The organism is Pseudomonas sp. FW215-R2, assembly GCF_058789255.1.
In genome coordinates, this window is sequence record NZ_JBYTBO010000006.1 from 296,974 (window position 1) to 323,751 (window position 26,778).

Annotated in this window: 26 protein-coding genes; 15 read left to right on the plus strand and 11 right to left on the minus strand. The window is 60.0% G+C overall.

Going from position 1 to position 26,778, the window contains the following annotated elements; all coding sequences use genetic code 11:
• Positions 1-496: 496 nt before the first annotated feature.
• The 5 genes from AC3WRD_RS11545 to dksA form a co-directional block, all read right to left on the minus strand.
• Positions 497-1,933: a sigma-54-dependent transcriptional regulator gene (locus tag AC3WRD_RS11545; RefSeq protein WP_096820907.1), complete on the minus strand. Its 1,437-nt coding sequence runs from the start codon at positions 1,931-1,933 to the stop codon at positions 497-499.
• A 22-nt stretch (positions 1,934-1,955) separates the two neighbouring features.
• Positions 1,956-4,910, minus strand: a complete 2,955-nt coding sequence (locus AC3WRD_RS11550) for a sensor histidine kinase (protein WP_173861356.1) — start codon at positions 4,908-4,910, stop codon at positions 1,956-1,958.
• On the minus strand, positions 4,894-5,070 hold the full coding sequence (locus tag AC3WRD_RS11555; RefSeq protein ID WP_003176118.1) for a hypothetical protein: 177 nt from the start codon (positions 5,068-5,070) through the stop codon (positions 4,894-4,896). The genes AC3WRD_RS11550 and AC3WRD_RS11555 overlap by 17 nt, the downstream gene beginning before the upstream one ends.
• Positions 5,071-5,147: 77 nt before the next feature.
• Positions 5,148-6,044, minus strand: a complete 897-nt coding sequence (gene gluQRS, locus AC3WRD_RS11560) for a tRNA glutamyl-Q(34) synthetase GluQRS (protein WP_096820909.1) — start codon at positions 6,042-6,044, stop codon at positions 5,148-5,150.
• Positions 6,045-6,127: 83 nt separating this feature from the next.
• Positions 6,128-6,571 (minus strand): RNA polymerase-binding protein DksA, encoded by a 444-nt coding sequence (gene dksA / locus AC3WRD_RS11565; protein ID WP_085712147.1) that lies wholly within the window; start codon positions 6,569-6,571, stop codon positions 6,128-6,130.
• A 333-nt stretch (positions 6,572-6,904) separates the two neighbouring features.
• Here dksA and AC3WRD_RS11570 point away from each other — a divergent pair, with 333 nt between their 5' ends.
• Together AC3WRD_RS11570 and sfsA are read left to right on the plus strand one after the other, a co-directional pair.
• Entirely contained in the window at positions 6,905-8,077 is a 1,173-nt protein-coding gene (locus AC3WRD_RS11570) for a pyridoxal phosphate-dependent aminotransferase (protein ID WP_102621080.1), read from the plus strand.
• A complete protein-coding gene (sfsA, locus tag AC3WRD_RS11575; RefSeq protein WP_096820911.1) occupies positions 8,077-8,790 on the plus strand; it encodes a DNA/RNA nuclease SfsA in 714 nt (237 codons plus the stop codon). Before AC3WRD_RS11570 ends, sfsA begins: the two co-directional genes overlap by 1 nt.
• On the opposite strand, the gene AC3WRD_RS11580 is transcribed toward sfsA, so the two are convergent.
• Positions 8,787-9,104, minus strand: a complete 318-nt coding sequence (locus AC3WRD_RS11580; RefSeq protein WP_102621079.1) for a Rieske (2Fe-2S) protein — start codon at positions 9,102-9,104, stop codon at positions 8,787-8,789. The two genes, sfsA and AC3WRD_RS11580, sit on opposite strands and share 4 nt — an antisense overlap.
• Positions 9,105-9,266: 162 nt before the next feature.
• On the opposite strand from AC3WRD_RS11580, the gene AC3WRD_RS11585 reads away from it, so the two are divergent.
• The 4 genes from AC3WRD_RS11585 to AC3WRD_RS11600 are packed head-to-tail and all read left to right on the plus strand — an operon-like array spanning position 9,267 to position 12,810.
• Entirely contained in the window at positions 9,267-10,139 is an 873-nt protein-coding gene (locus tag AC3WRD_RS11585) for a heme/hemin ABC transporter substrate-binding protein (protein WP_102621078.1), read from the plus strand.
• Positions 10,140-10,189: 50 nt separating this feature from the next.
• Positions 10,190-11,173, plus strand: coding sequence for a FecCD family ABC transporter permease (locus AC3WRD_RS11590; RefSeq protein ID WP_173861358.1), 984 nt, complete (start codon positions 10,190-10,192; stop codon positions 11,171-11,173).
• Entirely contained in the window at positions 11,173-11,940 is a 768-nt protein-coding gene (locus AC3WRD_RS11595) for a heme ABC transporter ATP-binding protein (RefSeq protein WP_102621076.1), read from the plus strand. The genes AC3WRD_RS11590 and AC3WRD_RS11595 overlap by 1 nt, the downstream gene beginning before the upstream one ends.
• Positions 11,941-11,961: 21 nt before the next feature.
• Positions 11,962-12,810, plus strand: a complete 849-nt coding sequence (locus tag AC3WRD_RS11600; protein WP_102621075.1) for a ChaN family lipoprotein — start codon at positions 11,962-11,964, stop codon at positions 12,808-12,810.
• Positions 12,811-13,038: 228 nt separating this feature from the next.
• On the opposite strand, the gene AC3WRD_RS11605 is transcribed toward AC3WRD_RS11600, so the two are convergent.
• The 4 genes from AC3WRD_RS11605 to AC3WRD_RS11620 all read right to left on the minus strand — a co-directional run bounded on the left by AC3WRD_RS11605 (position 13,039) and on the right by AC3WRD_RS11620 (position 16,331).
• Entirely contained in the window at positions 13,039-13,830 is a 792-nt protein-coding gene (locus AC3WRD_RS11605; RefSeq protein ID WP_102621074.1) for a Crp/Fnr family transcriptional regulator, read from the minus strand.
• A gap of 15 nt (positions 13,831-13,845) precedes the next feature.
• Entirely contained in the window at positions 13,846-14,118 is a 273-nt protein-coding gene (locus AC3WRD_RS11610; RefSeq protein ID WP_003228231.1) for a TfoX/Sxy family protein, read from the minus strand.
• A 220-nt stretch (positions 14,119-14,338) separates the two neighbouring features.
• Positions 14,339-14,683 (minus strand): pentapeptide repeat-containing protein, encoded by a 345-nt coding sequence (locus AC3WRD_RS11615; protein ID WP_096820917.1) that lies wholly within the window; start codon positions 14,681-14,683, stop codon positions 14,339-14,341.
• 91 nt (positions 14,684-14,774) lie between these two features.
• On the minus strand, positions 14,775-16,331 hold the full coding sequence (locus tag AC3WRD_RS11620) for a bifunctional aminoglycoside phosphotransferase/ATP-binding protein (protein ID WP_102621073.1): 1,557 nt from the start codon (positions 16,329-16,331) through the stop codon (positions 14,775-14,777).
• 117 nt (positions 16,332-16,448) lie between these two features.
• Between AC3WRD_RS11620 and mrcB the strand changes: the two genes are divergently transcribed.
• The 3 genes from mrcB to AC3WRD_RS11635 are packed head-to-tail and all read left to right on the plus strand — an operon-like array spanning position 16,449 to position 19,874.
• Positions 16,449-18,773 carry a penicillin-binding protein 1B gene (mrcB, locus tag AC3WRD_RS11625; RefSeq protein WP_102621072.1) on the plus strand — a complete coding sequence of 775 codons (2,325 nt, stop codon included), beginning with the start codon at positions 16,449-16,451 and terminating at the stop codon, positions 18,771-18,773.
• 16 nt (positions 18,774-18,789) lie between these two features.
• Positions 18,790-19,539, plus strand: a complete 750-nt coding sequence (locus tag AC3WRD_RS11630) for a tetratricopeptide repeat protein (RefSeq protein WP_102621071.1) — start codon at positions 18,790-18,792, stop codon at positions 19,537-19,539.
• Complete coding sequence (locus AC3WRD_RS11635) at positions 19,539-19,874, plus strand: YqcC family protein (RefSeq protein WP_102621070.1); 336 nt, start codon at positions 19,539-19,541, stop codon at positions 19,872-19,874. The genes AC3WRD_RS11630 and AC3WRD_RS11635 overlap by 1 nt, the downstream gene beginning before the upstream one ends.
• An 18-nt stretch (positions 19,875-19,892) precedes the next feature.
• On the opposite strand, the gene AC3WRD_RS11640 is transcribed toward AC3WRD_RS11635, so the two are convergent.
• Positions 19,893-20,309: a DUF4124 domain-containing protein gene (locus AC3WRD_RS11640; RefSeq protein ID WP_102621069.1), complete on the minus strand. Its 417-nt coding sequence runs from the start codon at positions 20,307-20,309 to the stop codon at positions 19,893-19,895.
• 401 nt (positions 20,310-20,710) lie between these two features.
• On the opposite strand from AC3WRD_RS11640, the gene AC3WRD_RS11645 reads away from it, so the two are divergent.
• The 6 genes from AC3WRD_RS11645 (at position 20,711) to msrQ (ending at position 26,699) form a co-directional block, all read left to right on the plus strand.
• Entirely contained in the window at positions 20,711-22,435 is a 1,725-nt protein-coding gene (locus AC3WRD_RS11645; protein WP_102621134.1) for an acetolactate synthase 3 large subunit, read from the plus strand.
• A gap of 2 nt (positions 22,436-22,437) precedes the next feature.
• Positions 22,438-22,929: an acetolactate synthase small subunit gene (gene ilvN / locus AC3WRD_RS11650; RefSeq protein ID WP_003205610.1), complete on the plus strand. Its 492-nt coding sequence runs from the start codon at positions 22,438-22,440 to the stop codon at positions 22,927-22,929.
• Between the two features lie 48 nt (positions 22,930-22,977).
• Positions 22,978-23,994, plus strand: a complete 1,017-nt coding sequence (ilvC, locus tag AC3WRD_RS11655; RefSeq protein ID WP_003228216.1) for a ketol-acid reductoisomerase — start codon at positions 22,978-22,980, stop codon at positions 23,992-23,994.
• Positions 23,995-24,141: 147 nt separating this feature from the next.
• Positions 24,142-24,999: a CDP-diacylglycerol--serine O-phosphatidyltransferase gene (gene pssA / locus AC3WRD_RS11660; protein WP_085712132.1), complete on the plus strand. Its 858-nt coding sequence runs from the start codon at positions 24,142-24,144 to the stop codon at positions 24,997-24,999.
• 63 nt (positions 25,000-25,062) lie between these two features.
• Positions 25,063-26,076: a protein-methionine-sulfoxide reductase catalytic subunit MsrP gene (msrP, locus tag AC3WRD_RS11665; protein WP_102621068.1), complete on the plus strand. Its 1,014-nt coding sequence runs from the start codon at positions 25,063-25,065 to the stop codon at positions 26,074-26,076.
• A complete protein-coding gene (msrQ, locus tag AC3WRD_RS11670) occupies positions 26,076-26,699 on the plus strand; it encodes a protein-methionine-sulfoxide reductase heme-binding subunit MsrQ (RefSeq protein WP_102621067.1) in 624 nt (207 codons plus the stop codon). The genes msrP and msrQ overlap by 1 nt, the downstream gene beginning before the upstream one ends.
• Positions 26,700-26,778: the final 79 nt, after the last annotated feature.

Consider the following 26,778-nt stretch of genomic DNA (forward strand, 5'->3'; position numbering starts at 1 on the left):
CTTGTTTTTGTTGAGTGCCCTCGCCATGAAGCTTTTCCTTCATGACCCTCCCAATCGGGAGCCAAGAGCAAACGGATTGCTTTGGTCGCTGAATTGCAGTGATCTCTCGATCCAACCAGTACAGGCTCTGTCTTAAGACAGTTTTTGTTGTTCTCGGCCTGGTCGTGGGGCAAGCCCCAAATACAACGCCTCTCCAAAAGAATCAGTTAGCTGCGCCTCTCGCCGTCTTGTTTTTATTGTGCGTGAGTCGATTCGTCTTATTTTTATTGTCTTGTGCATTGCTTGTTATTGTTCTTGTACCAAACATATAGCAGGTGCCGTGCCAACTTTTGCGAACCCCAATAAAACAAGGGGTTAGGTCGATATAACCGTTTTCGCAGGGCGAAAAAAAGCCGGGGTTTCGTTACCGATAACCCCGGCTTCTGTTACGTGAAAAGACTGAGGTAACAGTTTTTTCACATCCTCAACCGTTACCCGCACACTCGACAGGTAACGTTCAGCTCTCGCTGGCGACCCCGGTCTTGCGCCGTGGAATGCCCAGACGCTGACGGCGCTCCCACAGGCATTTGCGGCTGACGCCCAGTTTGCGCGCCAGTTCGGTCTCGGTCATGTGGTCCTGATGCTCGAGCACGAAATGCTGGAAATAGTCTTCCAGCGACAGATCTTCGGTCGGCTCGTGGCTGCTGTTGCTGGCGTTACCGGCCGGTTGCGCCGGCAGACCGATGAACTCATCGTCCTCCAGGTCACCCAGCTCGATGTCGATGCCCAGCAGGTCGGCAGAGATTTCCGGGCTTTCGCTCAGAATCACGGCGCGCTCGACGGCGTTTTCCAGCTCCCGCACGTTGCCCGGCCAGGAATAGTGCCGGATGGCCTGTTCGGCATCGGCGGCAAATTTCAGGTCGGTGCGGTTGATGCGTGCGCTCTGGCGAGCGAGGAACGCATTGGCGATTTCGTTGACGTCGGCGCCACGCTCGCGCAGGGCCGGCAGTTTCAACGCGATCACGTGGAGGCGGTAGTACAAGTCCTCACGGAACTGGCCGATTTTCGCCAGGCTCTTGAGGTCGCGGTGGGTTGCGGCGATCAGTCGGACATCGACCTTCTGCGACTGGACCGAGCCAACCCGGCGAATTTCGCCTTCCTGCAATACGCGCAGCAGGCGGGCCTGTGCTTCCAGTGGCAATTCGCCGATCTCGTCGAGGAACAGCGTGCCGCCGTCCGCCGCTTCCACCAGGCCGGCGCGACCGGCGCTGGCACCGGTGAACGCGCCTTTCTCGTGACCGAACAGTTCGGACTCGATCAGGCTTTCCGGAATGGCGGCGCAGTTCACCGAGATCATCGGCGCCTTGGCGCGTTTCGAAAGGTTGTGCAGGGCGCGGGCCACCAGCTCTTTACCGGTGCCGGACTCACCCTGGATCAATACATTGGAATCCGTCGGGGCGACTTTACGGATCTTGCCGTAAAGGTCCTGCATGGGTGGGCAGGAGCCGATGATGCCGATCTCGCCATTGCTGTTGTCGACGGCGGATTTGCCGTTACCGTTGGCAGTTTTGCCGGTAACAACTTCGCCGGCAGCCGGCGCCGACTGGCGATCACGCAGGATCCGCGCGACAGCTTGAAGCATCTCGTCGTGGTCGAAAGGCTTGGCGATGTAGTCCACCGCGCCCATCTTCATCGAGTCGACCGCCGAGCGCAGGCTGGCGTAGCTGGTCATGATCAGCACCGGCGTGCCCTGGCCGAGCTTGATCAGCTCGGTGCCCGGAGCACCCGGCAGGCGCAGGTCGCTGACGATCAGATCGAAAGTGGGAATACTGAAGCGTTCTTGTGCTTCCTGCACTGAACCGGCTTCGCTGACCTGGTACTGGTTGCGTTCCAGCAGGCGGCGCAAGGCGGAGCGGATAATGGTTTCGTCTTCGACGATCAAAATGTGCGGCATTGATTCGATACTCTCGACGGTCTCAGTTCACAGCGGACGTCGCTTCGACATGACGCGGCAATGTCACCCGGATACGGGTGCCGCGCTGGCTCTGAACATCAGCCGGGCTGTCGATGGTGATTTGTCCATAATGCTCTTCAACGATGGAATAGACCAGTGCAAGGCCCAGACCGGTGCCTTCGCCAGGATCCTTGGTGGTGAAGAAGGGTTCGAACAATCGATCCATGATGCTCGATGGAATACCGCTGCCTTCGTCCTCGACGATCAGATCGACCGTGTGTTCGCCGGCTTCGCTCTTGACCCGCACCGCACTGCCGGCAGGCGAGGCGTCACGGGCGTTGGAGAGCAGATTGATCAGAACCTGGGCGAGCCGCTGCGGGTCGCCTTCGACCCAGTGATCAGGGTCGCACAGGTTGTAGAACTGGACTTCGAAGTTGCGTCGGTTCAGGGCCAGCAGACCGATGGCGTCCTGAGCCACTTCCGCCAGACAGACGGGCTCGTCGCTGTGCTGATGGCTGCCGGCGTGGGCGAAGCTCATCAGCGACTGCACGATGCGCGACACGCGTTTGGTCTGCTCGAGGATCTGGCCGCTGATTTCCGTCAGTTCGCCGTCGTCCTCGCGCTCCTCGCGCAGGTTTTGCGCAAGACAGGCGATACCGGTGATCGGGTTGCCGATTTCATGGGCCACGCCGGCCGCGAGTCGGCCAATGCTGGCCAGGCGCTCGGAGTGCACCAGTTTGTCTTCGAGCATCTGGGTTTCGGTCAGGTCTTCCACCAGCAGCACGAGGCCGCTGTTACCCGGCGCCAGGGGCTCGTCGATGGCCGCTTTGTGCAGGTTTAGCCAGCGGGTCTGGCCGTCGAGGGCCAGGTGCTGTTTGTGCAAATGTTCGTCGGGCAGGTTGATGAAGCCTTGCAGCAATTCTTTCCACGGATTAGCGATGGTGCTCAGGCGCGATCCGACGACCCGTTGCGCGGCAATCCCGGTCAGCTCTTCCATGGCCTTGTTCCACATCAGGATCTCTTGATCCTTGGCCAGCGAGCAGACGCCCATCGGCAGTTCCTGCAGGGTCTGGCGGTGGTAGCGGCGCAGGGCATCGAGTTCGGCGGCGAGGCCAGTGAGGCGCGAGTGGTAGTCCTCAAGGCGACTTTCAATGAAGTGAATGTCTTCGGTGACGTAGTTTTCACCGCCCGCCTTGTACGGCAGGAAGGTTTCCACCATGTCCTGGGCGACGCTCGGGCCCATCAGGCCGGAGAGGTTGGCTTCGATCCGGTCACGCAAACGGCGCAAGGCATAAGGGCGGCGCTCGTCGAAAGGCAGATAAAGGTCGCGCAGGGCCTGTTCGACTTCCTTTTGCGCCGCTTTGGCGCCCAATGGTTTGGCCAGTTGCGTGGCGAATTCCTGCGGCGAGGCGGCGTGCAGCTCCCGGCGTTGCGGGCGACGCACGTTGTCCACCGCGCAGGCTTCGGCGGCGCTGGCCTCTTCCGGGCTGGCATTGGTGAACAGCGAAATCAAAGTGAACATCAAGACGTTGGCCGCCAGCGAGGCGATGGCCGCCATGTGCCAGCTGGTGTCGTCCAGCACGTAGATCATGTTCAGCAGCGGGATATAGAAACCCTGCAGATTGCCGACCAGCGGCAGCAGCATGGTCACCACCCACACCAGAATCCCCGCCAGCAGACCGGCGATGAAACCGCGGCGGTTAGCGGTCGGCCAGTACAGCACCGACAACACGCCCGGCAGGAATTGCAGGGTGGCCACGAACGCGACGATGCCGAGGTTGGCCAGATCCTGTTCGGCACCGAGCATCAGGTAGAAGCAGAAGCCGGCCATGATGATCGCGACGATCAGTGCCCGGCGGGTCCATTTCAACCAGCGGTAGATGTTGCCTTCGGCCGGTGGCTGATAAAGCGGCAGCACCAGATGGTTCAGGGCCATGCCCGACAGCGCCAGCGTGGTGACGATGATCAGGCCGCTGGCCGCCGACAGACCGCCGACGTACGCCAGCAGCGCCAGCGCCTTGCTGTTGGCAGCAATGCCGATGCCGAGGGTGAAGTATTCCGGATTGGTGGTGGCGCCGAGTTTCAGGCCGGCCCAGAGAATCAGCGGCACGGCCAGACTCATCAGCAACAGGAACAGCGGCAGGCCCCAGCTCGCACTCACCAGCGAACGCGGGTTGAGGTTCTCGGTGAAGGTCATGTGATACATGTGCGGCATCACGATCGCCGAGGCGAAAAACACCAGCAGCAACGTGCGCCACGGGCCTTCCTGCAAAGGGGTGTGCAGGGCGGCGAGGGCGGTCTGGTTCTGCAGCAGCCACAGTTCGAGCTGTTGCGGGCCGTCGAACACACCATACAAGGCGTAGAGGCCGACGCCGCCGAGAGCGGCCAGTTTGATCACCGATTCGAAGGCGATCGCAAACACCAGCCCTTCGTGCTTTTCACGGGTGGCGATATGGCGGGAGCCGAAGAAGATCGTGAACAGAATGATCAGCGCACAAAACGCCAGGGCTACGCGATTCTGCACCGGTTCGCCGGTAAGAATGCCGATGGAATCGGCCACGGCCTGGATCTGCAACGCCAGCAACGGCAATACACCGATCAGCATGAAAATCGTGGTCAGCGCGCCGGCCCAGGTGCTGCGGAAGCGGAACGCGAACAAGTCCGCCAGCGACGACAGTTGATAAGTGCGAGTGATCTTCAGGATCGGATACAGCAGCACCGGCGCCAGCAGGAACGCACCGGACACCCCGAGATAACTCGACAGAAAGCCGTAGCCGTACTGATAAGCCAGACCGACCGTACCGTAGAACGCCCACGCACTGGCGTAGACCCCCAGCGACAGGGTGTAGGTCAGCGGATGGCGAATGATCGCCCGCGGGATCATGCCCCGTTCACTGATCCACGCCACCCCGAACAGCGCAGCCAGGTAGGCGGCGCTGATCAGCAGCATCTGGGTCAGGCTAAAGCTCATCGGCATCTTTTTGGCTCTGAAGGATGAAGGTCACGACGATCAGGATCAGCCAGAGCAGATAAGGGCGATACCAGGCGCCCGTGGCGTCGATCCACCAATCCATGATGGCGGGAGAAAACAGGTAGATCCCCACGACCAGAAGCAGGACCAAGCGATAGATGTACATCCCGGCCTCTCTTTTTTATGCGCGTGCCCGAAAACGTGCGGCGATGGTAACGGATGGGCGCGCCACTGCAAGTGTCGTCACAGCAGTTGCGCTTCAGGCAGGGTCAGTGTGCGCGGGATTTTCGAGGCATCCCAGTGGGCGCTGCCCCAGTTCAACAATTCTTGCGGCGAGGCGTGGGCCAGTTCGGCGCCGGGATTTTGCCCCAGCGCGCGCAAGGCGCGCAGCAGCAGTGGCGTGGCCTGATCGGCTTCCAGCGGTGGCGAGCGGTAGGACTTGCCGAGTTTGTTGCCGTCGGGCTGGGTAATCAGCGGCAGATGCAGATAACGCGGCTGGCGCAGGCCCAGCAGTTCTTGCAGGTAGAGTTGGCGCGGCGTCGAGTCGAGCAGATCGGCGCCGCGCACGATGTCGGTGATGCCCTGCCAGGCGTCGTCCAGCACCACCGCCAGTTGATAGGCGTACAGGCCGTCGCGGCGGCGGATCACGAAATCACCCACGTCACGGCCCAGGTGCTGACGGTATTCGCCCTGCACCCGGTCGATGAAGTGATATTCCAGCTCGGGCACGCGCAGGCGGATCGCGGCGTCTTCCTGACCATGGCCGGCATTGCGGCACAGTCCTGGATAAATGCCGTGATAGGGCTCCAGTTGTTTGCGCGAGCAGGTGCAGGCGTACGCCAGACCGTGATTGAACAGACTGTCGAGCACTTGCGCGTAGGCGTCATGCCGGTCGCTCTGGCGGACCATTTCGCCGTCCCATTCGAAGCCGTAGCTTTCCAGCGCCTTGAGAATCGCGGCTTGCGCCCCCGGCTCTTCCCGGGGCGGATCGAGATCTTCCATGCGCACCAGCCAGCGGCCGTTCACCGAGCGGGCGTCCAGATAAGAAGCCAGTGCAGCCACCAGCGAACCGAAGTGCAGGTGTCCACTGGGTGTAGGCGCAAAGCGGCCGATGTAGGCGGGGGAGGTGTTGGCAGTCATGAGAGCGATGCTACTAGAGAGTCAAAAAACAGCAGAAACAAAAACGGAGCGTTCGCACGCTCCGTTTCTCGTTCAGGTCGGGATTACTTGCCGACCTGCTTTTCCTTGATTTCCGCAAGGTTCTTGCAGTCGACGCACATGTCGGCAGTCGGGCGGGCTTCGAGGCGCTTGACGCCGATCTCGATGCCGCAGGAATCACACCAGCCGTACTCTTCGTCTTCGATCAGTTGCAGCGTCTTGTCGATCTTCTTGATCAATTTGCGCTCGCGGTCGCGGGCACGCAGCTCAAGGGCGAATTCTTCTTCCTGGCTGGCACGGTCGGCCGGATCAGGGAAGTTGGCTGCTTCGTCTTTCATGTGATCAACAGTGCGGTCGACTTCCTGCATCAAGTCCAGTTTCCACTTGGTCAGGATCTTGGTGAAGTGCGCGCGCATGGGCTTGCCCATGTACTCTTCGCCTTCGGCCGGAACGTAAGGTTCGAAACCGCTGATCGCCTGTTGCTGCTGTTGCTTTGCTTGGGTGGGCATGAAATGGACCGCCTCTACTCTTGTAATCCATTGCGCAGGATTGCTCCATCACCGACACCTGCCGGCCCTGCGGCTGCAAGCGGGCGAACTTACCAGATCAATTCGGCCCGCGCTACTCCCGGATGTCGAGCCCGCGGCCGGTGGTGCTTGCAAATGTTTGCCAAGCCATGTCTGGTGGTGCTGGAGACCTGACAATCAATCATTTTAGTCAATCCTGGAGCGTACGCTCGGGTCGTTACAGTCCAGTGTTCTTGAGGCTGTGACCGCTACGGGTTCTCGCTCGTTCCGGCAGATGGGTAGAATCGTTTCTTTTCCCTCGTTGAAGGAAGGCCAATGGCTCAGCCCTACAGTGCGCGCAGTCGTGCGATCGAACCGTTCCATGTGATGGCGTTGCTGGCGCGGGCCAATGAATTGCAGGCTGACGGCCACGACGTGATCCACCTGGAAATCGGCGAACCGGACTTCACGACCGCCGAACCGATCATCCGCGCCGGCCAGGCCGCGCTGACGGCGGGGAAAACCCGTTACACCGCCGCCCGCGGCATTCCTGAGCTGCGCGAGGCGATTTCCGGTTTCTACCAGACCCGCTATGGCCTGAATATTGATCCGCGACGGATTCTGATCACGCCGGGCGGCTCCGGGGCGCTGCTGCTGGCCAGCGCGTTGCTGGTGGATCCGGGCAAGCACTGGTTGCTGGCCGATCCCGGTTATCCGTGCAACCGGCACTTTCTGCGCCTGGTTGAAGGCGCGGCGCAACTGGTTCCTGTCGGGCCGGATGTACGCTATCAACTGACGCCTGATCTGGTGGAACGCCACTGGGATCACGACAGTGTCGGCGCACTGGTCGCCTCGCCGGCCAACCCGACCGGCACGATTCTGACCCGCGATGAGCTTTCGGGGTTATCCACAGCCATCAAGGCGCGGCACGGGCATCTGGTGGTGGACGAGATCTACCACGGCCTGACTTACGGCACCGATGCCGCCAGCGTGCTGGAAGTCGACGACAGTGCGTTTGTCCTCAACAGTTTCTCCAAATATTTCGGCATGACCGGATGGCGCCTCGGCTGGCTGGTGGCGCCGGATGCGGCGGTCAGTGAGCTGGAAAAACTCGCGCAGAACCTCTACATCAGTGCGCCGAGCATGGCCCAATATGCGGCGCTGGCCTGTTTCGAGCCGGAGACCATTGCGATCCTCGAGGAGCGCCGCGCCGAATTCGGCCGTCGTCGCGATTTCCTGCTGCCCGCACTGCGGGAGCTGGGCTTCAATATCGCCGTGGAGCCGGAAGGCGCGTTCTACTTGTATGCCGATATCAGCCAGTTCGGCGGTGATGCCTTCGCGTTCTGCCGTCACTTCCTTGAAACCGAACATGTGGCGTTCACCCCGGGCCTGGATTTCGGTCGCTATCAGGCCAGTCATCACGTGCGCTTTGCCTACACGCAAAACCTTCCTCGCCTACAGGAGGCGGTGGAGCGCATCGCCCGTGGCTTGAAGAGCTGGCAAGGCTGATGCGCTTTCATCCTCCTCTTGAAGAAGGCCGGTTGATCCGCCGTTACAAGCGCTTTCTCGCCGACATCGAAACCGTTGGCGGCGAATTGCTGACGATTCATTGCCCGAACACCGGTTCGATGCTCAATTGTCAGGTCGAGGGAGGTCAGGTCTGGTTCAGCCGCTCCAATGACCCCAAGCGCAAGCTGCCCGGCACCTGGGAAATTGGCGAAACCCCGCAGGGCCGGTTGTTCTGTGTGAACACCGGGCGCGCCAACACGCTGGTCGAAGAAGCGTTGCAGGCCGGTGTCATCAGCGAGTTGAACGGTTTTACCGCGCTGAAACGCGAAGTGGCCTACGGACAGGAAAAAAGCCGTATCGACTTTCGCCTCGAATACCCGACAGGGCCGGCGTACGTGGAAGTGAAAAGTGTCACGCTGGGTTTTGACGGTACGGCGGTGGCGGCCTTTCCCGATGCGGTGACAGAGCGCGGCGCCAAACACTTGCGTGAACTTGCGCATCTGGCCCGCGACGGGATTCGGGCGGTGCAGTTGTACTGCGTGAACCTGACCGGCATCGAGGCGGTGCGCCCAGCCGTGGAAATCGATTCGGCCTACGCCGATGCCTTGCGTGAGGCGGTGGCGTCCGGGGTCGAGGTGCTGGCTTATGGTGTGCGGTTAAATCATGAGGAAATGTTGATCGATCGTCGGCTGGACGTATTGCTCGACGGTTAAACGTCGACCCACAGCCCTTGTGCGTCCTCACGGCAATCGATGACCGTCAGCGATTGCCCGGCGCAGGGGCCCGCCACGCATTCACCGTCCTCGATCAGAAACAGTGCGCCATGAGTGGCGCACTGGATCAGGCTGTTGCTCGGGTCGAGAAACTGGTCGGGTTGCCATTCGAGCCCGACGCCCCGGTGCGGGCAACGGTTGAGGTAGACGTACGCCTGGCCGGCCCGGCGTACGGCGAACAGTTTTTTACCATCGATCTCGAAACCGCGGCTGGCGGCCTCGGCCAGATCGGCGCCCGTGCACAGAAACTTCATGGCTATCCTCAAGTGTCAGCTCATGTCCGGATATGTCCGAGCTTGACGTTTAAATGCAAACAATTATCAAATGGCCGCCTTCGCCCGCTGCGCGGTGACCGCTGCCGAGGATACTTGGCCTGCCGTCCCGATGCCCGGGAAAATCCTTCAAGGAAGCTGTCTATGCGCCTGAGTACCCGCGTTGCCGTGCTGTGTGTCGGACTTTTTGTCAGCCACCAGGCTGCAGCGGCCCAATTGCCGCAACGTTGGGTCAGTGCCGGCGGTGCCTTGTCGGAGTGGGTGAGTGCGTTGGGCGGCGAGGCGAAACTGGTGGGCGTCGACACCACCAGCCAGCATCCCGAATCCCTCAAGTCGCTGCCGAGCATTGGTTACCAGCGCAGTCTGTCGGCGGAAGGCATCCTCAGCCTGCGTCCGGACATCCTGATCGGCACTGAGGAAATGGGCCCGCCTCCGGTGATCACGCAGGTTCGCGGTGCCAAGGTGCAGGTGGAATTGTTTTCCGCTCAGCCGGACCTGCCGACGCTGGAGAAAAACGTCACCCATCTGGGTCAGTTGCTGGGCGCCGAGACTCAGGCGACGCAACTGCTGCAAAGTTATCAACAGCAACTTGATGCACAGAAGGCGCGGGTGGTTGCGGTGCAGTCAAAACACAAGGCTCCCGGTGTGTTGTTGCTGCTCGGGCATGCCGGCGGCAAACCATTGATTGCCGGCAAGGACACCGCCGCCGATTGGCTGCTGCAACAGGCGGGCGGGCACAACCTGGCCACTCACACCGGTTACAAACCGTTTTCCGTGGAGTCCCTGGCCGGGCTCGACCCCGAAGTGTTGGTGTTTGCTGACCGCGCACTGACCGGCGAAGCGGCGAAAGCGGCGCTGTTCAAGGAGAACCCGATCCTCAATTCCAGCCGTGCGGCCAAGTCCGGACGCGTGCTGGAGCTGGACCCGACGCTGCTGGTCGGCGGGCTCGGGCCGCGTTTGCCGGGAGCGCTGAAAACCCTGTCTGACGGTTTCTACCCGACCCAGAGCGGCCAATGACCACGCTGGTCAAACCCCGTGGCTTGTTCATCGGCCTGATCCTGCTGTGTCTGTTGGCGATCTGGCTGTCGCTGGCCTTGGGGCCGGTCAGCCTGCCGCTGTTCGATACCTTGCGGGCTGCCTTGCGCATGATCGGCGTGCCGCTGGCGCCGGACGGGCTGGAGCAGGCTGAACTGATTCTCGGGCAGATTCGCCTGCCGAGGACTTTGCTCGGACTGGCCGTCGGCGGCGTACTGGCGTTGTCCGGCGTGGCGATGCAGGGGTTGTTTCGTAATCCGTTGGCCGATCCTGGGTTGGTCGGTGTGTCCAGCGGTGCTGCGCTGGGCGCGGCAGTGGCGATTGTCGGCGGTTCGCTTTTCGGCGGTTTGCCGGAGTGGTTCGGGCCGTATCTGCTGTCTGTGTGTGCATTTCTCGGTGGTCTTGGTGTGACGGCGCTGGTCTACCGGCTCGGCCGTCGCAACGGGCAGACCAATGTCGCGACCATGTTGCTGGCAGGCATCGCCCTGACTGCGCTCGCCAGTTCTGCTGTGGGGCTTTTTACCTATCTGGCGGACGACGCGACCCTGCGAACCCTGACTTTCTGGAACCTTGGCAGCCTCAACGGCGCGAGTTATGCGCGGTTGTGGCCGTTGCTGATCATCAGCGCCGGTGTCGCACTTTGGCTTCCTCGCCGGGCGAAGGCACTCAATGCGTTGTTGCTCGGGGAGTCGGAAGCCGGACATCTGGGGATCGATGTCGAGCGACTCAAGCGTGAGCTGGTGTTCTGCACCGCGCTGGGTGTCGGGGCTGCAGTGGCGGCGGCCGGGATGATCGGATTTGTCGGGCTGGTGGTGCCGCATCTGGTGCGTTTGCTCGCCGGGCCAGATCATCGCGTGCTGTTGCCGGCTTCGGTGCTGGCCGGTGCCAGTCTGTTGTTGCTGGCGGATCTGGTGGCGCGGCTGGCGCTGGCGCCGGCAGAGTTGCCGATTGGCATTGTCACTGCATTTATCGGCGCGCCGTTCTTCCTTTATCTGCTGCTGCGAGGACGTGCCTGATGTTGCGTGCGCACAATCTGCACATCCGTCGTGGCCGCAAGACGGTATTGGCTGACGTCAATCTGCAACTGGAGTCGGGTGAAGTGCTCGGTGTACTCGGCCCCAATGGCGCCGGCAAAAGCACTTTGCTCGGGGCATTGTGCGGGGAACTGACGGCCAGTGAAGGCAGCGTTTCTCTCGACGGCGAAGCCTTGAGCCATTGGAGTGGCAGTCAGCGCGCTCAGCGGCTGGCGGTATTGCCCCAGGTGTCGACGCTGGATTTTGCCTTTCGCGTCGAAGAAGTGGTCGGGATGGGGCGTTTGCCGTATCAGACCGGCAGAGTGCGCGACGACGAGATTGTTACCGCCGCGTTGCTGGCAGCGGATGCCGGTCATCTGAGCGGACGCAGTTATCTGGCGTTGTCCGGTGGCGAGCGCCAGCGGGTGCATCTGGCCCGCGTGCTGGCGCAGTTGTGGCCGGGGCAGGCCGGGCAGACCTTGTTGCTGGATGAGCCGACTTCGATGCTCGATCCACTGCATCAACACACCACCCTTCAAGCCGTGCGTGAGTTTGCCGATCGTGGCGCTGCAGTGATGGTGATCCTGCATGATCTGAACCTGGCGGCGCGCTATTGTGATCGCATCCTGCTGCTTGAAGGGGGGCGCCCGGTGGCGCTGGACACGCCGCAGCAGGTGTTGCGTCCTGAATCGCTCAAGGCCGTTTTCGGTCTGGAGGTTCTGGTGCAGTCGCACCCGGAGCGCGGGCATCCGCTGATCATCGCCCGCTGATTTCGTCATCGAGGTGAAAGCATGCGTGGGATTTTGCTGTTTGCGGTGTTGTTGCTTGGCGGTTGCCAACATGTCGCTCCGCCACCGGTCACTGGCGAGATTCGCGACCTGCGCAGCGGAACACTGATTACCCCGCACGAATTGCTGACGCGTCTGGGCAAGCCGGCACGGGTGATCGTCGGTGAGCAACATGACAACGCCGATCATCATGCCGTGCAATTGTGGCTGTTGCAGACGCTGGGCGAAGCGCGTCCCCAGGGCAGTCTCCTGCTTGAAATGCTGACACCCGATCAACAATCGCGGGTTGATGACGTACACCATTCCGCAAAGCCTCCTATTGATCTCCCGGTCGAGCTGGCGTGGCAGGACGGTTGGGACTGGAAACTCTACGGACCGATTGTGCGGTTTGCTTTCACGCAACCGTATCCACTGTTGGCGGCCAATCTCGATAACATTGAAATTCGTGCGTTCTATCGCGACCCTCCGGTATTGAAGGGGGATCGCAGCAACGCCGAGTCGGTGAAAAACGAGCTGGCCGGGCAGATCAACGATTCTCACTGCGGCTTGCTGCCCCAATCGCAAATGCCGGCGATGCTGGCGGTGCAGCAGCAACGGGATCGGCGGATGGCCTCACGGTTGATGGCGGCGCCTGCGCCGGCATTGTTGTTCGCTGGTGCGTTCCATGCGCGCAAGGATGTTGGTGTGCCGCTGCATGTGCTGGATCTGGGCGCGCCCGAAGCGCCGACGGTGCTGATGCTGGCGGAGCAGGGCAGCGAGGTCACGGCGGCCATGGCCGATTATGTCTGGTTCACGCCGGCCACACCGAAACCGGATTACTGCGCCGAGATGCGTAAACAGTTCGGCCAATGACTTTCTTGCAGGCAAAAAAAGACCCGGTAAAAAACCGGGTCAAATAACCGTGATTAGCCTGATGAGGAGATAATCTGAGAGTCCGAACCAAGGGCTTTTCAGAATATCGACTGATCTCGCGACCAGTTGTGATAATCATAGCGATTCTCATTAACAAGTCAACGTGTGTTTTTCCATTTCTTCGGTTTTGTTTGGGGAATGGCTGAAAAGCCCTGCAAACACTGGGCTTCAGACTGGACGGTCAAGTGCCGTGAGCTGCTTGTTGAGCTGGTCGATGCGTCGCGCCATGCTTTCGATCAGGCTGTGGGCGATTTTCGGATTGCTGCGGGTCATGCTCAAAAACTGATCGCCTGGAATCAGCATCACCGTGCTCGGCTCGCAGGTAACGACGGTAGCGTTGCGCGGTTCGCCGGTGAATATCGCCATGGCGCCGAAAATCTCGTCCTTTGGCACTTCCCCAACCTTGTGCCCGTCGACGAATGCCTGCGCGTGTCCCTCGATGATCACGAACACGTGATCGGCGGGATCGCCCTCGCGGATCAACACTTCTCCGGCCTCGACCCGTTTGAAGCCATTGGTGCTGCGAAACTCCCGTGGCTTCAGCTCGGCAACCGCATGGGCCAGGAGCGCCATTTGCCCGAGCAGATAGTGCAGAAATTGCTCCGAACGGGCCGGTTCTGAATACACATGCTGAAATAAATCGCGTCGACGGTAGGGCAGCAGGCTCAACGGTCCTTCCGAACGCAGGATGCAATCCGTCCAGTCCGGGCTTTGCTGCAGACCGATCAGATCACCTTCCTGCCAGTAGAAAAGCGCCCGGCCACCGAACTGGCCGTTGATGATGCCCTCTGTCAGTAAAAACAGCTGATCACCCGGCAACTGCGCCTTCAGATCATCCGTGGCCTCCAGTTCCAGCACGGGCCCGCACGGTTCAAGGTCTCGCAGAAATTGACCGGGCAGACTCTGCAAGCAGTTGATCATTGCTTCGGCCGGCGCCGATTGTTCCCCGAGCAGATACATGAAGGTGGGTGCCCGTCAGTTCTTGTGGCGAGAGGAAATGGCTTCGAGCTGTTTGTTCAGAGCGTCCTTGCGTTCGGCGGGGATGTCGTTCCAGTGCACATCCATCAGCGCCCCTTCGATCGCATACAACAACACCTTCGACGCCCGGAACCCGCGCGTGCGCACGGCCCGATAGGCATCCACGGCGCCCAGGCGACGCAGATCCGAGGCGCTGTGGATGCCCACGGCATGCAGCCATTGCGCCGACGTCTTGCCAAGATTCTTCAGGTGTTGCAGTTCATCATTCATCAAGCCTCCTTGCGACGGCCGAATGGTGCGTGGGCGAGCTTCTCAGGAGTGTAGCCATCAGTAGGAAAAGCGTGGTTGTTTGGTCGGATTCGACGCAAACGCTTCTAAGAAAGGTCAGATTTTCGCTGATGGATCAGGACGGGGAGGGCGTGGGAAAAGCACGAATAGCACGCAGTCCAGCGCAAAGCGGGGGCGCTGGACGGGTCAGCCTCTCGGTGGCTTAGCGAGTGCGATAGCGCAGGCGTGTACCGAAGTTCATCGACATCAGGATTTCGTCTGCACTCAGTTCCGGCGGGAAGTAAGCGCCGGAAATCTGCGCGTGGGCCAGGCTCGCACCTTCCAGCGCCGCATTGCGAAAGTCGATGCCGCGCAGATCAGCGGAACGGAAGTAGGCGTCCCGGAAATCCACGCCATCGGCGTTCAGTTCACGCAGGTCGAGGCCGCGAAAATCACCGCCGACCATATCGATCGGACCGTCTTTCGGACGTTCTTTGTTGAAACCGGTTATGTCGTCTTTGTGCAGCAAGGCATAAAGCGGGGTGTCGAGAAGTTTCGGCTGGCTCATGTCAGATCACCTGTTGGTTTTATGACGCCAGTATAGTGCCACTATTTGACGGCCGTGAAGCGAGCGAGGGCTTCACGGCCGAAATAGTTTCTTACAGACCTGGCAGGCGCTGGCGGATTTGCGCCACGACAGTATCCAGGGTTCCGGACTCATTGGTCTGCACGCGCTTGCTGCGCAGAATTTCGTCCGGGGTCAGCGCTTCACGATTGGCTTGTTGCGCTTCGATCACAGCCAGCGTGGCGTCGGACGGATCCTTTTTGTCTGCCTGACGCAGGGCCAGCCAGCTCTCGATAACCGCTTGTGGTGCGTTGCAGTCGAGGATCAGGAACGGCGCGCCAGTGGCCTCGGCGACCTTGGCTGCGCTGTCACGTTGTTCGCGCTTGAGGTAAGTGGCATCGATCACCACCGGGAAACCGGCGTGCAGGATCACTTCGGCGATTTCATGCAGGCGCGCATAAGTCGCTGTGCTGGCGTCGGCGCTATAAATGCCGGCCTGAACATCGTTGGCGACGGTTTGTTCGCCGAACAGACGCTTGCGCTCCACATCGGAACGCAGGCGAATTGCGCCCAGCGCCTCGACCAGACGCATGGCTACGTGGCTTTTGCCTACAGCGGATACGCCGTGGGTGATTGCCATGAAGCGCGAAGGAATGGTGCTGTAACTTTCCGCCAGGTTGGCGTAGTTGCGGTACTGGCGCAGGGTGGTGGCGCGCTGCACCGGGGTTGCGTCGGCCGGCATGCTGAACAGCGCAACTTTCGCGCGAACCAATGCGCGGTAAGCCTTGTAGAAGTTCAGTACTTCCAGGCCCTGATAGTCGCCGGTCAGCTCCAGGTATTGGCTGATGAAACGACGGGCCAGGGATTTCAGGCCGCGGTCTTCCAGGTCCATCGCCAGGAAACCGGTGTCGGCCCAAACGTCGGTGAAACGGAACGGTTCGTTGAATTCGATGCAGTCGAAGATCACCACTTTGCCGTCGATCAGCGTGGCGTTGCCCAGGTGAATGTCACCGTGGCATTCGCGGGTGAAACCTTGTGCCTTGCGCTGGGCGAACAGTGGCTTCAAGCGTTCGAAGCTGCTTTCGGCCCAGGCTTGCAGGGCATCCAGTTGCAGCAGATCGGCCTTGTCACTGAGGAACGGCAGGATTTGTTCGAAGTTCTGGCGAACCGGCGCCATCACGCTTTCAGGCGTGCCGGCATCGTGCTCGGCCGGGACTATCGGCGCGCTGAGGTGGAAACGAGCGATCTGCTCGGCCATTTCGTCGATGTGTGTGGTGGTCAGCTCGCCATTGGCTTGCAGGGTGCTCAACAGGCCGGTCTGCGGGAACTGGCGCATTTTCAGCACGTATTCGATGGCCGGGCCTTCGCCACCCAGTTGCGGGGCTTCGACAGTGCCGGTGACTGGAATCACTTCCAGATACAAATCGTCGGTCAGGCGCTGGTTGAGGCGCAGCTCTTCGCCGCAGAAATGCTCGCGGGATTCGAGGCTGGTGAAGTCGAGAAAGCCGAAGTTCACCGGCTTCTTCACTTTATAAGCGTAAGGACCAGTGAGCAGGACCCACGAGATATGGGTTTCGATGACCTGAAACCCTTCGACAGGGTGCGCAAACAGGGCCGGGTTTTGCAGGGCGGCGATCAGGGACTGGCTCACAGGCGATCCTTCAGAGACTGGGGAAATTCGAGGTCGCCATTATGGCCGCTCGCCAGCCCGACGCAAACCTCGGAGCGCTCCTGTTGAGTATGAATAAAGTGCGTATAATCCGCCGCCATGACTCGTACTCGATCCCCCCGCACCCCTAAAAAACCACCTTCCCGGGGCCTGCGCCCATGGTTGGGCTGGGCCCTTAAACTCAGTCTGGTCGGCCTTGTGGTGCTGGCTGGCTTCGCCGTTTACCTCGATGCCGTGGTGCAGGAGAAATTCTCCGGCAAGCGCTGGACCATCCCGGCCAAGGTATACGCGCGTCCGCTCGAGCTGTTCGTCGGACAGAAACTGAGCAAGGACGATTTCCTCACCGAACTCGACGCCCTGGGCTATCGCCGCGAGGCCGTGAGCAATGGCCCCGGCGCTGCAGCCGTCAACGGCAATACCGTCGATCTGAACACCCGTGGCTTCCAGTTCTATGAAGGCCTCGAGAAACCGCAGCCGGTGCGCGTGCGTTTCTCCGGTGATTACGTGGCCGAGCTTTCGGCGACGAACGGTTCGAAGTTGTCGGTGGTGCGCCTGGAGCCGCTGATGATCGGCGGGATCTACCCGAAAAACCTTGAAGACCGGATTCTGATCAAGCTCGATCAGGTGCCGCCGTACCTGCTGGAAACCCTGGTCGCTGTGGAAGACCGGGATTACTACAGTCACTGGGGTGTGTCGCCGAAGTCGATTGCCCGGGCGATCTGGGTCAACACCTCTGGCGGCAAGATGACTCAGGGCGGCAGTACGCTGACCCAGCAACTGGTCAAGAACTTCTACCTCACCAACGAACGCAGCCTGACCCGCAAGCTCACCGAAGCGATGATGGCGCTGTTGCTCGAGGTGCATTACGACAAGAAGGAAATTCTAGAGGCCTACCTCAACGAAGTCTTCGTCGGTCAGGACGGTCAGCGTGCGGTACACGGTTTCGGCCTGGCCAGCCAGTTCTTCTTCGGCCAGCCATTGTCCGAGCTGAAACTGCATCAGGTCGCGCTGTTGGTCGGCATGGTCAAGGGCCCTTCCTATTACAACCCGCGTCGCAACCCGGAGCGGGCGCTGGAGCGACGCAACCTGGTGCTCGACGTGCTTGAGCAACAGGGCGTCGCCACTGCCGAGCAGGTCGAAGCCGCGAAGAAAATGCCGCTGGGCGTGACCTCGCGCGGCAAGCTGGCCGACAGCTCGTTCCCGGGCTTCATCGATCTGGTCAAACGCCAGTTGCGTGAAGACTACCGCGACGAAGACTTGACCGAGGAAGGTCTGCGGATCTTCACCAGTTTCGACCCGATCCTGCAGATGAAAGCCGAAGCTTCGGTCAATGACACCTTCAAGCGTCTTTCCGGCCGCAAGGGTTCCGATGACGTGGAAGCGGCGATGGTCGTGACCAATCCGGAAACCGGCGAAGTCCAGGCGATGATCGGCAGCCGTCAGGCCAGTTACGCCGGGTTCAACCGGGCACTGGATGCGGTGCGACCGATCGGCTCGCTGGTCAAACCTGCGGTTTATCTGACGGCACTGGAGAAACCGAGCCAGTACACGCTGACCAGTTGGCTGTCGGACGATCCGCTTTCCATCAAGGGCGCGGATGGCCAGGTCTGGAAACCGCAGAACTATGATCGTCGCTCCCACGGTACGGTGTTCCTCTATCAAGGGCTGGCACACTCCTACAACCTGTCGACCTCGCGTCTCGGGCTGGCGGTGGGTGTTCCGAATGTCCTCAAGACCATCGGGCGTCTGGGCGTAACCCGTGAGTTCCCGGCCTTCCCGTCGATGCTGCTGGGTGCCGGTGGCATGACGCCGATCGAAGTCGCGACCATGTACCAGACCCTCGCCAACGGTGGTTTCAACACGCCGATGCGCGGGATTCGCAGCGTGCTGACCGCCGAGGGCGAGCCGCTCAAGCGTTATCCGTTCCAGATCGAGCAGCGTTTCGATCCGGCCTCGATCTACCTGATCCAGAACGCCATGCAGCGCGTCATGCGTGAAGGTACCGGCAGCTCGGTCTATAACGTGCTGCCCAAGACCCTGACACTGGCGGGCAAGACCGGTACCAGTAACGATTCACGGGACAGCTGGTTCGCCGGATTCAGTCAGGATCTGCTGGCAGTGGTCTGGCTCGGTCGGGACGACAACGGCAAGACGCCGTTCACCGGTGCCACCGGTGCGTTGCAGGTCTGGACCAGTTTCATGCGCAAGGCCGATCCGCTGCCGCTGGACATGCCGCAGCCGGACAACGTGGTTCAGGCGTGGGTTGATTCGCGTACCGGCCAAGGCTCTGATGCCAACTGTCCGGGCGCCGTGCAGATGCCGTATATTCGCGGCAGCGAACCGCCACCCGGCGCCTCCTGCGCGGGCGAAAGCCCGGCGTCGAGCGAGTCGGTGATGGATTGGGTCAAGGGCTGGATGAATTAAGCGAAGAGGGTTTCAAGTGAACAAGTGGTTGATTCCAGCGGTGACCGCCGTGGCTTTGCTCAGCGGCTGCTCCACCGTACAGCGTGGTTCGATCCCGGTTGTCGATTCGGGCACGGCTGTGTCCAACAGTGAACGCATTTCGGCCAATGGTGGCTTCCGGCAGACGACGGTGAAACGTCCTGTGCAGGGCCAGACTCAGGCTATCCCGCAGGGCGATACCGGTGTGGTGGTGATGGTGCCGGGTGGCGCTGCGACGTCGACGCCGATCAGCAGCTCGCCGATCGTGCCGGGCCCGGCGTCCGGTGGTATCACTGCGGGGCCATACAACCCTTCGCCGGTCGAATCGGCACCGATCAGCTCCGGCAGTTACAGCATGCCTTCGACGCCTAGCGGCATTCCATCGGCCAGCAGCAGCGGCGGCGGTCTGTCTGCCGACGAGCAACTGGACGGTCCGGTGCTCGCCTTGTTGACTACCGCGCAGCAACAGCAGGCCGGTGGCGATCTGAACGGTGCGTCCTCCAGCCTTGAGCGCGCTCAGCGTGTTGCCCCGCGTGAGCCACAAGTGCTTTACCGTCTGGCGCAGGTGCGCATGGCTCAGGGCGATGCCCCGCAAGCCGAGCAAACTGCCCGCCGCGCGCTGACCATGGCCAACGGTCGTCCGGACTTGCAGGCCAGCCTGTGGGAACTGATTGCCCAGGCTCGCGAAAAACAGGGTGATTCCGCCGGCGCCGCACTGGCCCGTCAGAAGGCCAAGGTTTCGCTGTGATGGACGCGCGTTTCTCGAAAGTTGCCGATCAATTGTTGTTGATCGAGCGCGAACTGCGCACCCAGGGCTGGTGGGATGACGTCCAGCCTTCGGTTGAAGCCTTGAGCAGTGTCGAGCCATTCTCGGTCGACACGCTCGATTTCGAGCAGTGGCTGCAATGGATCTTCCTGCCGCGGATGAAGATGATCCTCGAGCAGGACCTGCCATTGCCCAACGCCTCGGGCATTCAGGAAATGGCCGAAATGGTCTTCGCCCAACGCAATCTGCAGGGCAAGGATCGGCAGTTGCAGGTATTGCTCAAAGAGTTCGACCTGCTGATCACTGCTTCGCGCTGAACGGCCGACTGCCAGTGATCACTGGCAGTTCTCGGCAATCTGCTTCTGCGTCTCTGCGATACGCTCCTGACGTTGCGTATCGCTCAGCCGCCGCAATTCCCCCTCGGTCTCTTCCCTCAAGCGCGGATTGTTCTGTAACTGCGCCAGGTTCGTGCGAGCCTGTTCGCAGAAGGTCTTGAGCTGAGCCTGTTGCTCGGCGACCTGTTTCCTGACCTTGTCGTCGATGGCTTTCTGATCGCCCAACGCGCCGCTGCCGGGCATCGCGGTGGGGCGCGGAGCAGGCGAGGGAGGCGTTTGCACTGTGGTCGCCGTTTGACCTTGTGGCGGCTGCGCATCGAAATGCGTGACACCTTGAGCATCGACCCATTTGTAGATCTGACCGGCCATGCACCAGGGGCTGAGGCCGATCAGCAGGATGACGAGGAGCGTTCGCATGCTGATTCCTTGGCAAAATTGCGCAATTGACGCTAACAGAGTAGCGCTTTTCAGGTTTTTTCTTGCGTTCTCATGTGCTTACCCACAATTAAGCACATTGACGGCTTGACTTGGAGAGGGCGAAACAGAAGAATCCAAAGTCCGCTGTACAGGGACTGCCAGAAGCAGACCCTCTCGGCAGATCATGAGGCGCATATCCGCGTCGACCTGTTACACCCGCAACGCGTTACCTCGCGCTGGGTGGGAAAGGCCCGCAACACTTGGGACGATCCCAATACTTGCTCAGTCAGTGCTGACGTAGTCGGCGACCACCGTCGCTCATGCTCTGCCGAGAAGTAAACCTATTAAGACCCGTTCGCTTTTTTTGTGGACGGTATTCTGGCGTTTTAGAGGTGAACAACGTGGAGCTTTTATCTGGCGGTGAGATGCTCGTCCGCTTCTTGCGTGACGAAGGCGTCAAATATATCTACGGGTACCCGGGTGGTGCTCTTCTTCATGTTTACGATGCCCTGTTCAAAGAACCGGAAGTGACCCACATCCTGGTTCGTCACGAACAAGCGGCTACCCATATGGCTGACGGCTACGCCCGTGCCACCGGTAAAGCCGGTGTGGTACTGGTGACTTCCGGTCCAGGCGCCACAAACGCCATCACCGGTATTGCCACGGCCTACATGGACTCGATTCCGATGGTGATCATTTCCGGTCAGGTGCCAAGCACCATGGTCGGCACCGACGCGTTCCAGGAAACCGACATGATCGGTATCTCCCGGCCGATCGTGAAGCACAGCTTCATGATCAAGCACGCGTCCGAAATCCCGGAAGTCATGAAGAAAGCCTTCTACCTGGCGCAATCCGGTCGTCCGGGCCCGGTCGTGGTCGATATCCCGAAAGACATGACCAATCCGGCCGAGAAGTTCGAATACATCTTCCCGAAGAAAGCCAAACTGCGTTCCTACAGCCCGGCCGTTCGCGGTCACTCCGGGCAAATCCGCAAGGCAGCAGAAATGCTCCTGGCGGCCAAGCGTCCCGTGCTGTACTCCGGCGGTGGCGTGATTCTCGGCAACGGCTCCGCGCCGCTGACCGAACTGGCGCAAATGCTCAACCTGCCGGTCACCAATACCTTGATGGGCCTCGGTGGCTACCCTGGCACTGACCGTCAGTTCATCGGCATGCTCGGCATGCACGGCAGCTACACCGCGAACCTGGCGATGCACCATGCTGATGTGATCCTGGCGGTCGGTGCGCGTTTCGACGATCGCGTGATCAACGGCGCGCCGAAGTTCTGCCCGAACGCCAAGATCATCCACATCGACATCGACCCGGCTTCGATTTCCAAGACCATCAAGGCTGACGTGCCAATCGTTGGCCCGGTGGAGAGCGTCCTGACCGAAATGGTCACGATCCTCAAGGAAATCGGCGAAACCCCGAACAAGGAAGCGGTCGCCAGCTGGTGGAAGCAAGTTGACGAGTGGCGCGGTGATCGCGGCCTGTTCCCTTACGACAAGGGCGACGGCAGCAAGATCAAGCCGCAGACCGTGATCGAAACTCTGTGCGAAGTGACCAAGGGCGATGCCTTTGTGACCTCCGACGTGGGCCAGCACCAGATGTTTGCTGCGCAGTACTACAAGTTCAACAAGCCGAACCGCTGGATCAACTCCGGTGGTCTGGGCACGATGGGCTTCGGTCTGCCGGCCGCGATGGGTATCGCCTTGAGCTTCCCTGAGTCTGACGTTGCGTGCGTCACCGGTGAAGGCAGCATCCAGATGAACATCCAGGAGCTGTCGACCTGCCTGCAATACGGTTTGCCGGTCAAGATCGTGATCTTGAACAACGGTGTACTGGGCATGGTTCGTCAGTGGCAAGACATGAGTTACGGCAGCCGTCACTCGCACTCCTACATGGAATCGCTGCCTGATTTCGTCAAGCTGGCCGAGGCCTATGGTCACGTCGGCGTGCGCATCACCGAATCGAAAGATTTGAAGTCGAAGATGGAAGAAGCGTTCGCCCTGAAGGATCGCCTGGTGGTGCTCGACATTTCGGTCGACACCAGCGAGCACGTCTACCCGATGCAGATCAAAGACGGCTCCATGCGCGATATGTGGCTGAGCAAGACGGAGCGTACCTAATCATGCGGCACATTATTTCCTTGCTTCTGGAAAACGAACCCGGTGCTTTGTCTCGCGTAGTCGGCCTGTTCTCGCAGCGCAACTACAACATTGAAAGCCTGACCGTGGCGCCGACCGAAGACCCGACTCTGTCGCGTCTGACGCTGACCACTGTCGGCCACGATGAAATCATCGAGCAGATCACCAAAAACCTGAACAAGCTGATCGAAGTGGTCAAGCTGGTGGACCTGTCGGAAAGTGCTCACATCGAGCGCGAACTGATGCTGGTCAAGGTCAAGGCCACTGGCGCCCAGCGCGCCGAGATCAAACGCACCACCGATATTTACCGTGGACAGATCGTCGACGTCAGCGCCAGCGTGTATACCGTTCAACTGACCGGTACCAGCGACAAGCTCGACAGCTTCATTCAGTCCATCGGCACCGCATCGATTCTGGAAACCGTCCGTAGTGGCGTCACCGGTATTGCCCGCGGCGACAAAGTACTCAGCATCTAAACCAAATTAGCGAATGGCCTGAACGGCCTGGATATAAAGGGGAAATTCATGAAAGTTTTCTACGATAAAGACTGCGACCTGTCGATCATCCAGGGCAAGAAAGTTGCCATCATCGGTTACGGCTCCCAGGGCCACGCTCAAGCGTGCAACCTGAAAGACTCCGGTGTCGACGTTACCGTCGGTCTGCGTAAAGGTTCGGCTACCGTTGCCAAGGCTGAAGCCCACGGCCTGAAAGTGACTGATGTTGCTTCCGCCGTTGCTGCTGCCGACTTGGTCATGATCCTGACCCCGGACGAGTTCCAGTCTTCCCTGTACAAGAACGAAATCGAGCCGAACATCAAGAAAGGCGCCACCCTGGCCTTCTCCCACGGCTTCGCGATCCACTACAACCAGGTTGTTCCGCGTGCCGACCTCGACGTGATCATGATCGCGCCGAAAGCCCCGGGCCACACCGTACGTTCCGAGTTCGTGAAAGGCGGCGGTATCCCTGACCTGATCGCGATCTACCAGGACGCCTCGGGCAACGCCAAGAACGTTGCACTGTCCTACGCCGCCGGCGTTGGTGGCGGTCGTACCGGCATCATCGAAACCACCTTCAAGGACGAGACCGAAACCGACCTGTTCGGCGAACAAGCCGTTCTGTGCGGCGGTACCGTTGAACTGGTAAAAGCCGGTTTCGAAACTCTGGTTGAAGCTGGCTACGCGCCGGAAATGGCCTACTTCGAGTGCCTGCACGAACTGAAACTGATCGTTGACCTCATGTACGAAGGCGGTATCGCCAACATGAACTACTCGATCTCCAACAACGCTGAGTACGGCGAGTACGTGACTGGCCCGGAAGTGATCAACGCCGAGTCCCGTCAGGCCATGCGCAACGCCCTGAAACGTATTCAGGACGGCGAATACGCCAAAATGTTCATCAGCGAAGGCGCAACCGGCTACCCTTCGATGACCGCCAAGCGTCGTAACAACGCCGCTCACGGTATCGAAATCATCGGCGAGCAACTGCGCTCCATGATGCCGTGGATCGGTGCCAACAAGATCGTCGACAAAGCCAAAAACTAAGTCGTCGACCCTTGTATGAAAAAACGCGGCCTCGGCCGCGTTTTTTCGTATGGGCGGGCGGTTCTGGTATAAAGCTGCATCGTTTGTGGCCGAACCGTCGTCCCAGACACCTGTCGAAAATGTCCAATCCGTTGCAAGGTAATGTCCATGAGCGAACGTCCCGAAGAGCCGAACCAGGCTTCAGACGCCGAAAGCCTGCTGCCCATCGATGAGCATGTCGAAGAAGGGCATGACGCAGAAGGTCGTAAAGTCCGGCATCGTGGTATCTATCTTTTGCCGAATCTGTTCACCACTGCGAACCTGTTTGCAGGGTTCTATTCCATCATCAATTCGATGAGCGCCCAGGCTGCGTTGAGCGCCGGGGACTCGGCGAATGCGAGCAAGTACTTCGCCTTCGCGGCTATCGCGATTTTTGTCGCCATGGTGCTCGATGGTCTCGACGGCCGTGTGGCACGCATGACCAATACCCAAAGTGCATTCGGTGCCGAGTACGACTCGCTGTCGGACATGGTTGCGTTTGGCGTCGCGCCGGCATTGCTGGCATTCGGTTGGGCCTTGGGTGACATGGGCAAGGTCGGCTGGATGGTCGCCTTCATCTATGTGGCCGGCGCAGCGTTGCGTCTGGCGCGCTTCAATACTCAGGTGGGCACCGCAGACAAGCGCTACTTCATCGGTCTGGCCAGTCCGGCAGCTGCCGGTGTGGTCGCGGGGATTGTCTGGGCGTTCAGCGATTACGGGATCCAGGGTTCGAAGATGTCGTTCCTGGTTGCACTGATGGTCGCGGCCGCCGGTATGCTGATGGTCAGCAACATCAAGTACAACAGCTTCAAGGAGCTGGACCTGAAAGGGCGCGTACCATTCGTGGCGATCCTGGCGGTGGTGCTGGTGTTCGCCGTGGTGTTCAGTGATCCTCCGCGTATTCTGCTGTTGGTGTTCCTTGCCTATGCGGCCTCGGGCCCTGTGCAGTACCTGTTGCATCTTCGTCGCCACAAAAACGTCGAGTGATGTAATTTCCCTCATACTCCGCAGTCTATGGGTGCATCTGTCCTCCAAAACTGCGGAGTTGTCATGCTGATCAAAATCCCCAAAGCGTCCGACTGCCACGAGTCGGACGTCACGCCTGAATCCATTTATCTCTCTCGCCGGCAATTGCTCGGAGCGACTGCGGCCGGTCTGGCCATGAGCAGTCTGCCGCGCTGGGCCAGTGCTGAAGAGGCTGCCCGTTATGCCGATGTCGAGTCTGGCAATGCGCCCGCCTGGTTTACCGAGAAGCAGCCTTCTATTAAATGGGGCGCCGTGAACGTCAAGGATGAGGCGATCACGCCCTATAAGGACGCGACCCACTACAACAACTTCTATGAGTTCGGTACCGACAAGGGGGATCCGGCGGCGAATGCCGGATCGCTGAAGACCGAACCCTGGAGTGTGGTGGTGGACGGGGAGGTGGGGAAACCGGGGCGCTATGCACTGGAAGACTTCATGAAGCCTTATCAGTTGGAGGAGCGAATCTATCGCCTGCGTTGTGTCGAGGCATGGTCGATGGTCATCCCTTGGATCGGTTTCCCTGTTTCGGCGCTGCTCAAGCAGGTGGAGCCGACGTCCAACGCCAAATACATTCGTTTTGAAACCTTGCAGGATCCGAAGAGTATGCCCGGACAGCGGTCGGGATTTGCCCTGATCGACTGGCCTTATGTAGAAGGTTTGCGTCTGGATGAGGCGATGAATCCATTGGCGATCCTGGCAGTGGGCATGTACGGCCGTGAATTGCCGAATCAGAACGGCGCGCCGTTGCGTCTGGTGGTGCCATGGAAGTATGGCTTCAAGAGTGTCAAATCCATCGTGCGGATCAGTCTGGTCAGTGAGCAGCCAAAGACGACCTGGCAAAGCATTGCAGCGGACGAGTATGGGTTTTATGCCAATGTGAACCCGACGGTTGATCACCCTCGCTGGACTCAGGCTCGGGAGCGACGCCTTCCTAATAGTCTGTTCAAGCCAAATGTGCGTGATACGCAGATGTTCAACGGCTACTCGGACGAAGTCGCTTCTTTATATACAGGGCTCGATCTGCGGAAGAATTACTGATGCGATATCCGTTCTGGCGTGTGGGCGTTTTTATTGCGGCGGCTATCTGGCCGTTGTGGTGGTTCTATCAGGCCTTTGAGGATCTGCTCGGGCCAGACCCCGGAAAAGTCCTGGTTGATCGACTTGGGCTCGGGACGCTGGTGTTGCTACTGGTCACGTTGAGCCTGACGCCGCTGCAGAAGTTTACGGGGTGGGGAGGGTGGATCGCTGTGCGCCGGCAGTTGGGGCTCTGGTGTTTTGCGTATGTGGTTTTGCATTTATGCAGCTATATGGCATTCATTCTGGGTTTCGACTGGTCGCAGCTGGGAGTGGAGTTGCGCAAGCGCCCGTACATTATTGTCGGTACGCTTGGATTCCTGGGGTTGCTGGCGTTGGCGGTGACGTCCAATCGTTATAGCCAGCGTCGTTTGGGCGCGCGCTGGAAGAAGTTGCACCGGCTGGCGTATGTCATTCTCGGGTTGGGATTGCTGCATATGTTGTGGATTGTGCGCGCCGATCTTAAAGAGTGGGCGGTCTATGCCTCTATAGGTGGGCTGCTTCTTGTGCTGCGACTGCCGCCGGTAGCCCGCCGAATCCCGCGTTTGCTGGGTAAAAGGCAGGTTTTGCAAGAAAAGCGCAATTAAGAGTTGACGGCAGATTCTGGAGGCCTATAATTCGCCCCACTTCCGGCGCAGTCGAAACGGAAAACTCCTTGAAACTCAA

Coding starts and splice junctions, on each gene's coding strand:
- AC3WRD_RS11545 (WP_096820907.1), bottom strand. CDS start 1,933: ATGCCGCACATTTTGATCGTCGAAGACGAAACCATTATCCGCTCCGCC.
- AC3WRD_RS11550 (WP_173861356.1), bottom strand. CDS start 4,910: ATGCCGATGAGCTTTAGCCTGACCCAGATGCTGCTGATCAGCGCCGCC.
- AC3WRD_RS11555 (WP_003176118.1), bottom strand. CDS start 5,070: ATGTACATCTATCGCTTGGTCCTGCTTCTGGTCGTGGGGATCTACCTG.
- gluQRS (WP_096820909.1), bottom strand. CDS start 6,044: ATGACTGCCAACACCTCCCCCGCCTACATCGGCCGCTTTGCGCCTACA.
- dksA (WP_085712147.1), bottom strand. CDS start 6,571: ATGCCCACCCAAGCAAAGCAACAGCAGCAACAGGCGATCAGCGGTTTC.
- AC3WRD_RS11570 (WP_102621080.1), top strand. CDS start 6,905: ATGGCTCAGCCCTACAGTGCGCGCAGTCGTGCGATCGAACCGTTCCAT.
- sfsA (WP_096820911.1), top strand. CDS start 8,077: ATGCGCTTTCATCCTCCTCTTGAAGAAGGCCGGTTGATCCGCCGTTAC.
- AC3WRD_RS11580 (WP_102621079.1), bottom strand. CDS start 9,104: ATGAAGTTTCTGTGCACGGGCGCCGATCTGGCCGAGGCCGCCAGCCGC.
- AC3WRD_RS11585 (WP_102621078.1), top strand. CDS start 9,267: ATGCGCCTGAGTACCCGCGTTGCCGTGCTGTGTGTCGGACTTTTTGTC.
- AC3WRD_RS11595 (WP_102621076.1), top strand. CDS start 11,173: ATGTTGCGTGCGCACAATCTGCACATCCGTCGTGGCCGCAAGACGGTA.
- AC3WRD_RS11600 (WP_102621075.1), top strand. CDS start 11,962: ATGCGTGGGATTTTGCTGTTTGCGGTGTTGTTGCTTGGCGGTTGCCAA.
- AC3WRD_RS11605 (WP_102621074.1), bottom strand. CDS start 13,830: ATGTATCTGCTCGGGGAACAATCGGCGCCGGCCGAAGCAATGATCAAC.
- AC3WRD_RS11610 (WP_003228231.1), bottom strand. CDS start 14,118: ATGAATGATGAACTGCAACACCTGAAGAATCTTGGCAAGACGTCGGCG.
- AC3WRD_RS11615 (WP_096820917.1), bottom strand. CDS start 14,683: ATGAGCCAGCCGAAACTTCTCGACACCCCGCTTTATGCCTTGCTGCAC.
- mrcB (WP_102621072.1), top strand. CDS start 16,449: ATGACTCGTACTCGATCCCCCCGCACCCCTAAAAAACCACCTTCCCGG.
- AC3WRD_RS11635 (WP_102621070.1), top strand. CDS start 19,539: ATGGACGCGCGTTTCTCGAAAGTTGCCGATCAATTGTTGTTGATCGAG.
- AC3WRD_RS11640 (WP_102621069.1), bottom strand. CDS start 20,309: ATGCGAACGCTCCTCGTCATCCTGCTGATCGGCCTCAGCCCCTGGTGC.
- ilvN (WP_003205610.1), top strand. CDS start 22,438: ATGCGGCACATTATTTCCTTGCTTCTGGAAAACGAACCCGGTGCTTTG.
- ilvC (WP_003228216.1), top strand. CDS start 22,978: ATGAAAGTTTTCTACGATAAAGACTGCGACCTGTCGATCATCCAGGGC.
- pssA (WP_085712132.1), top strand. CDS start 24,142: ATGAGCGAACGTCCCGAAGAGCCGAACCAGGCTTCAGACGCCGAAAGC.
- msrP (WP_102621068.1), top strand. CDS start 25,063: ATGCTGATCAAAATCCCCAAAGCGTCCGACTGCCACGAGTCGGACGTC.
- msrQ (WP_102621067.1), top strand. CDS start 26,076: ATGCGATATCCGTTCTGGCGTGTGGGCGTTTTTATTGCGGCGGCTATC.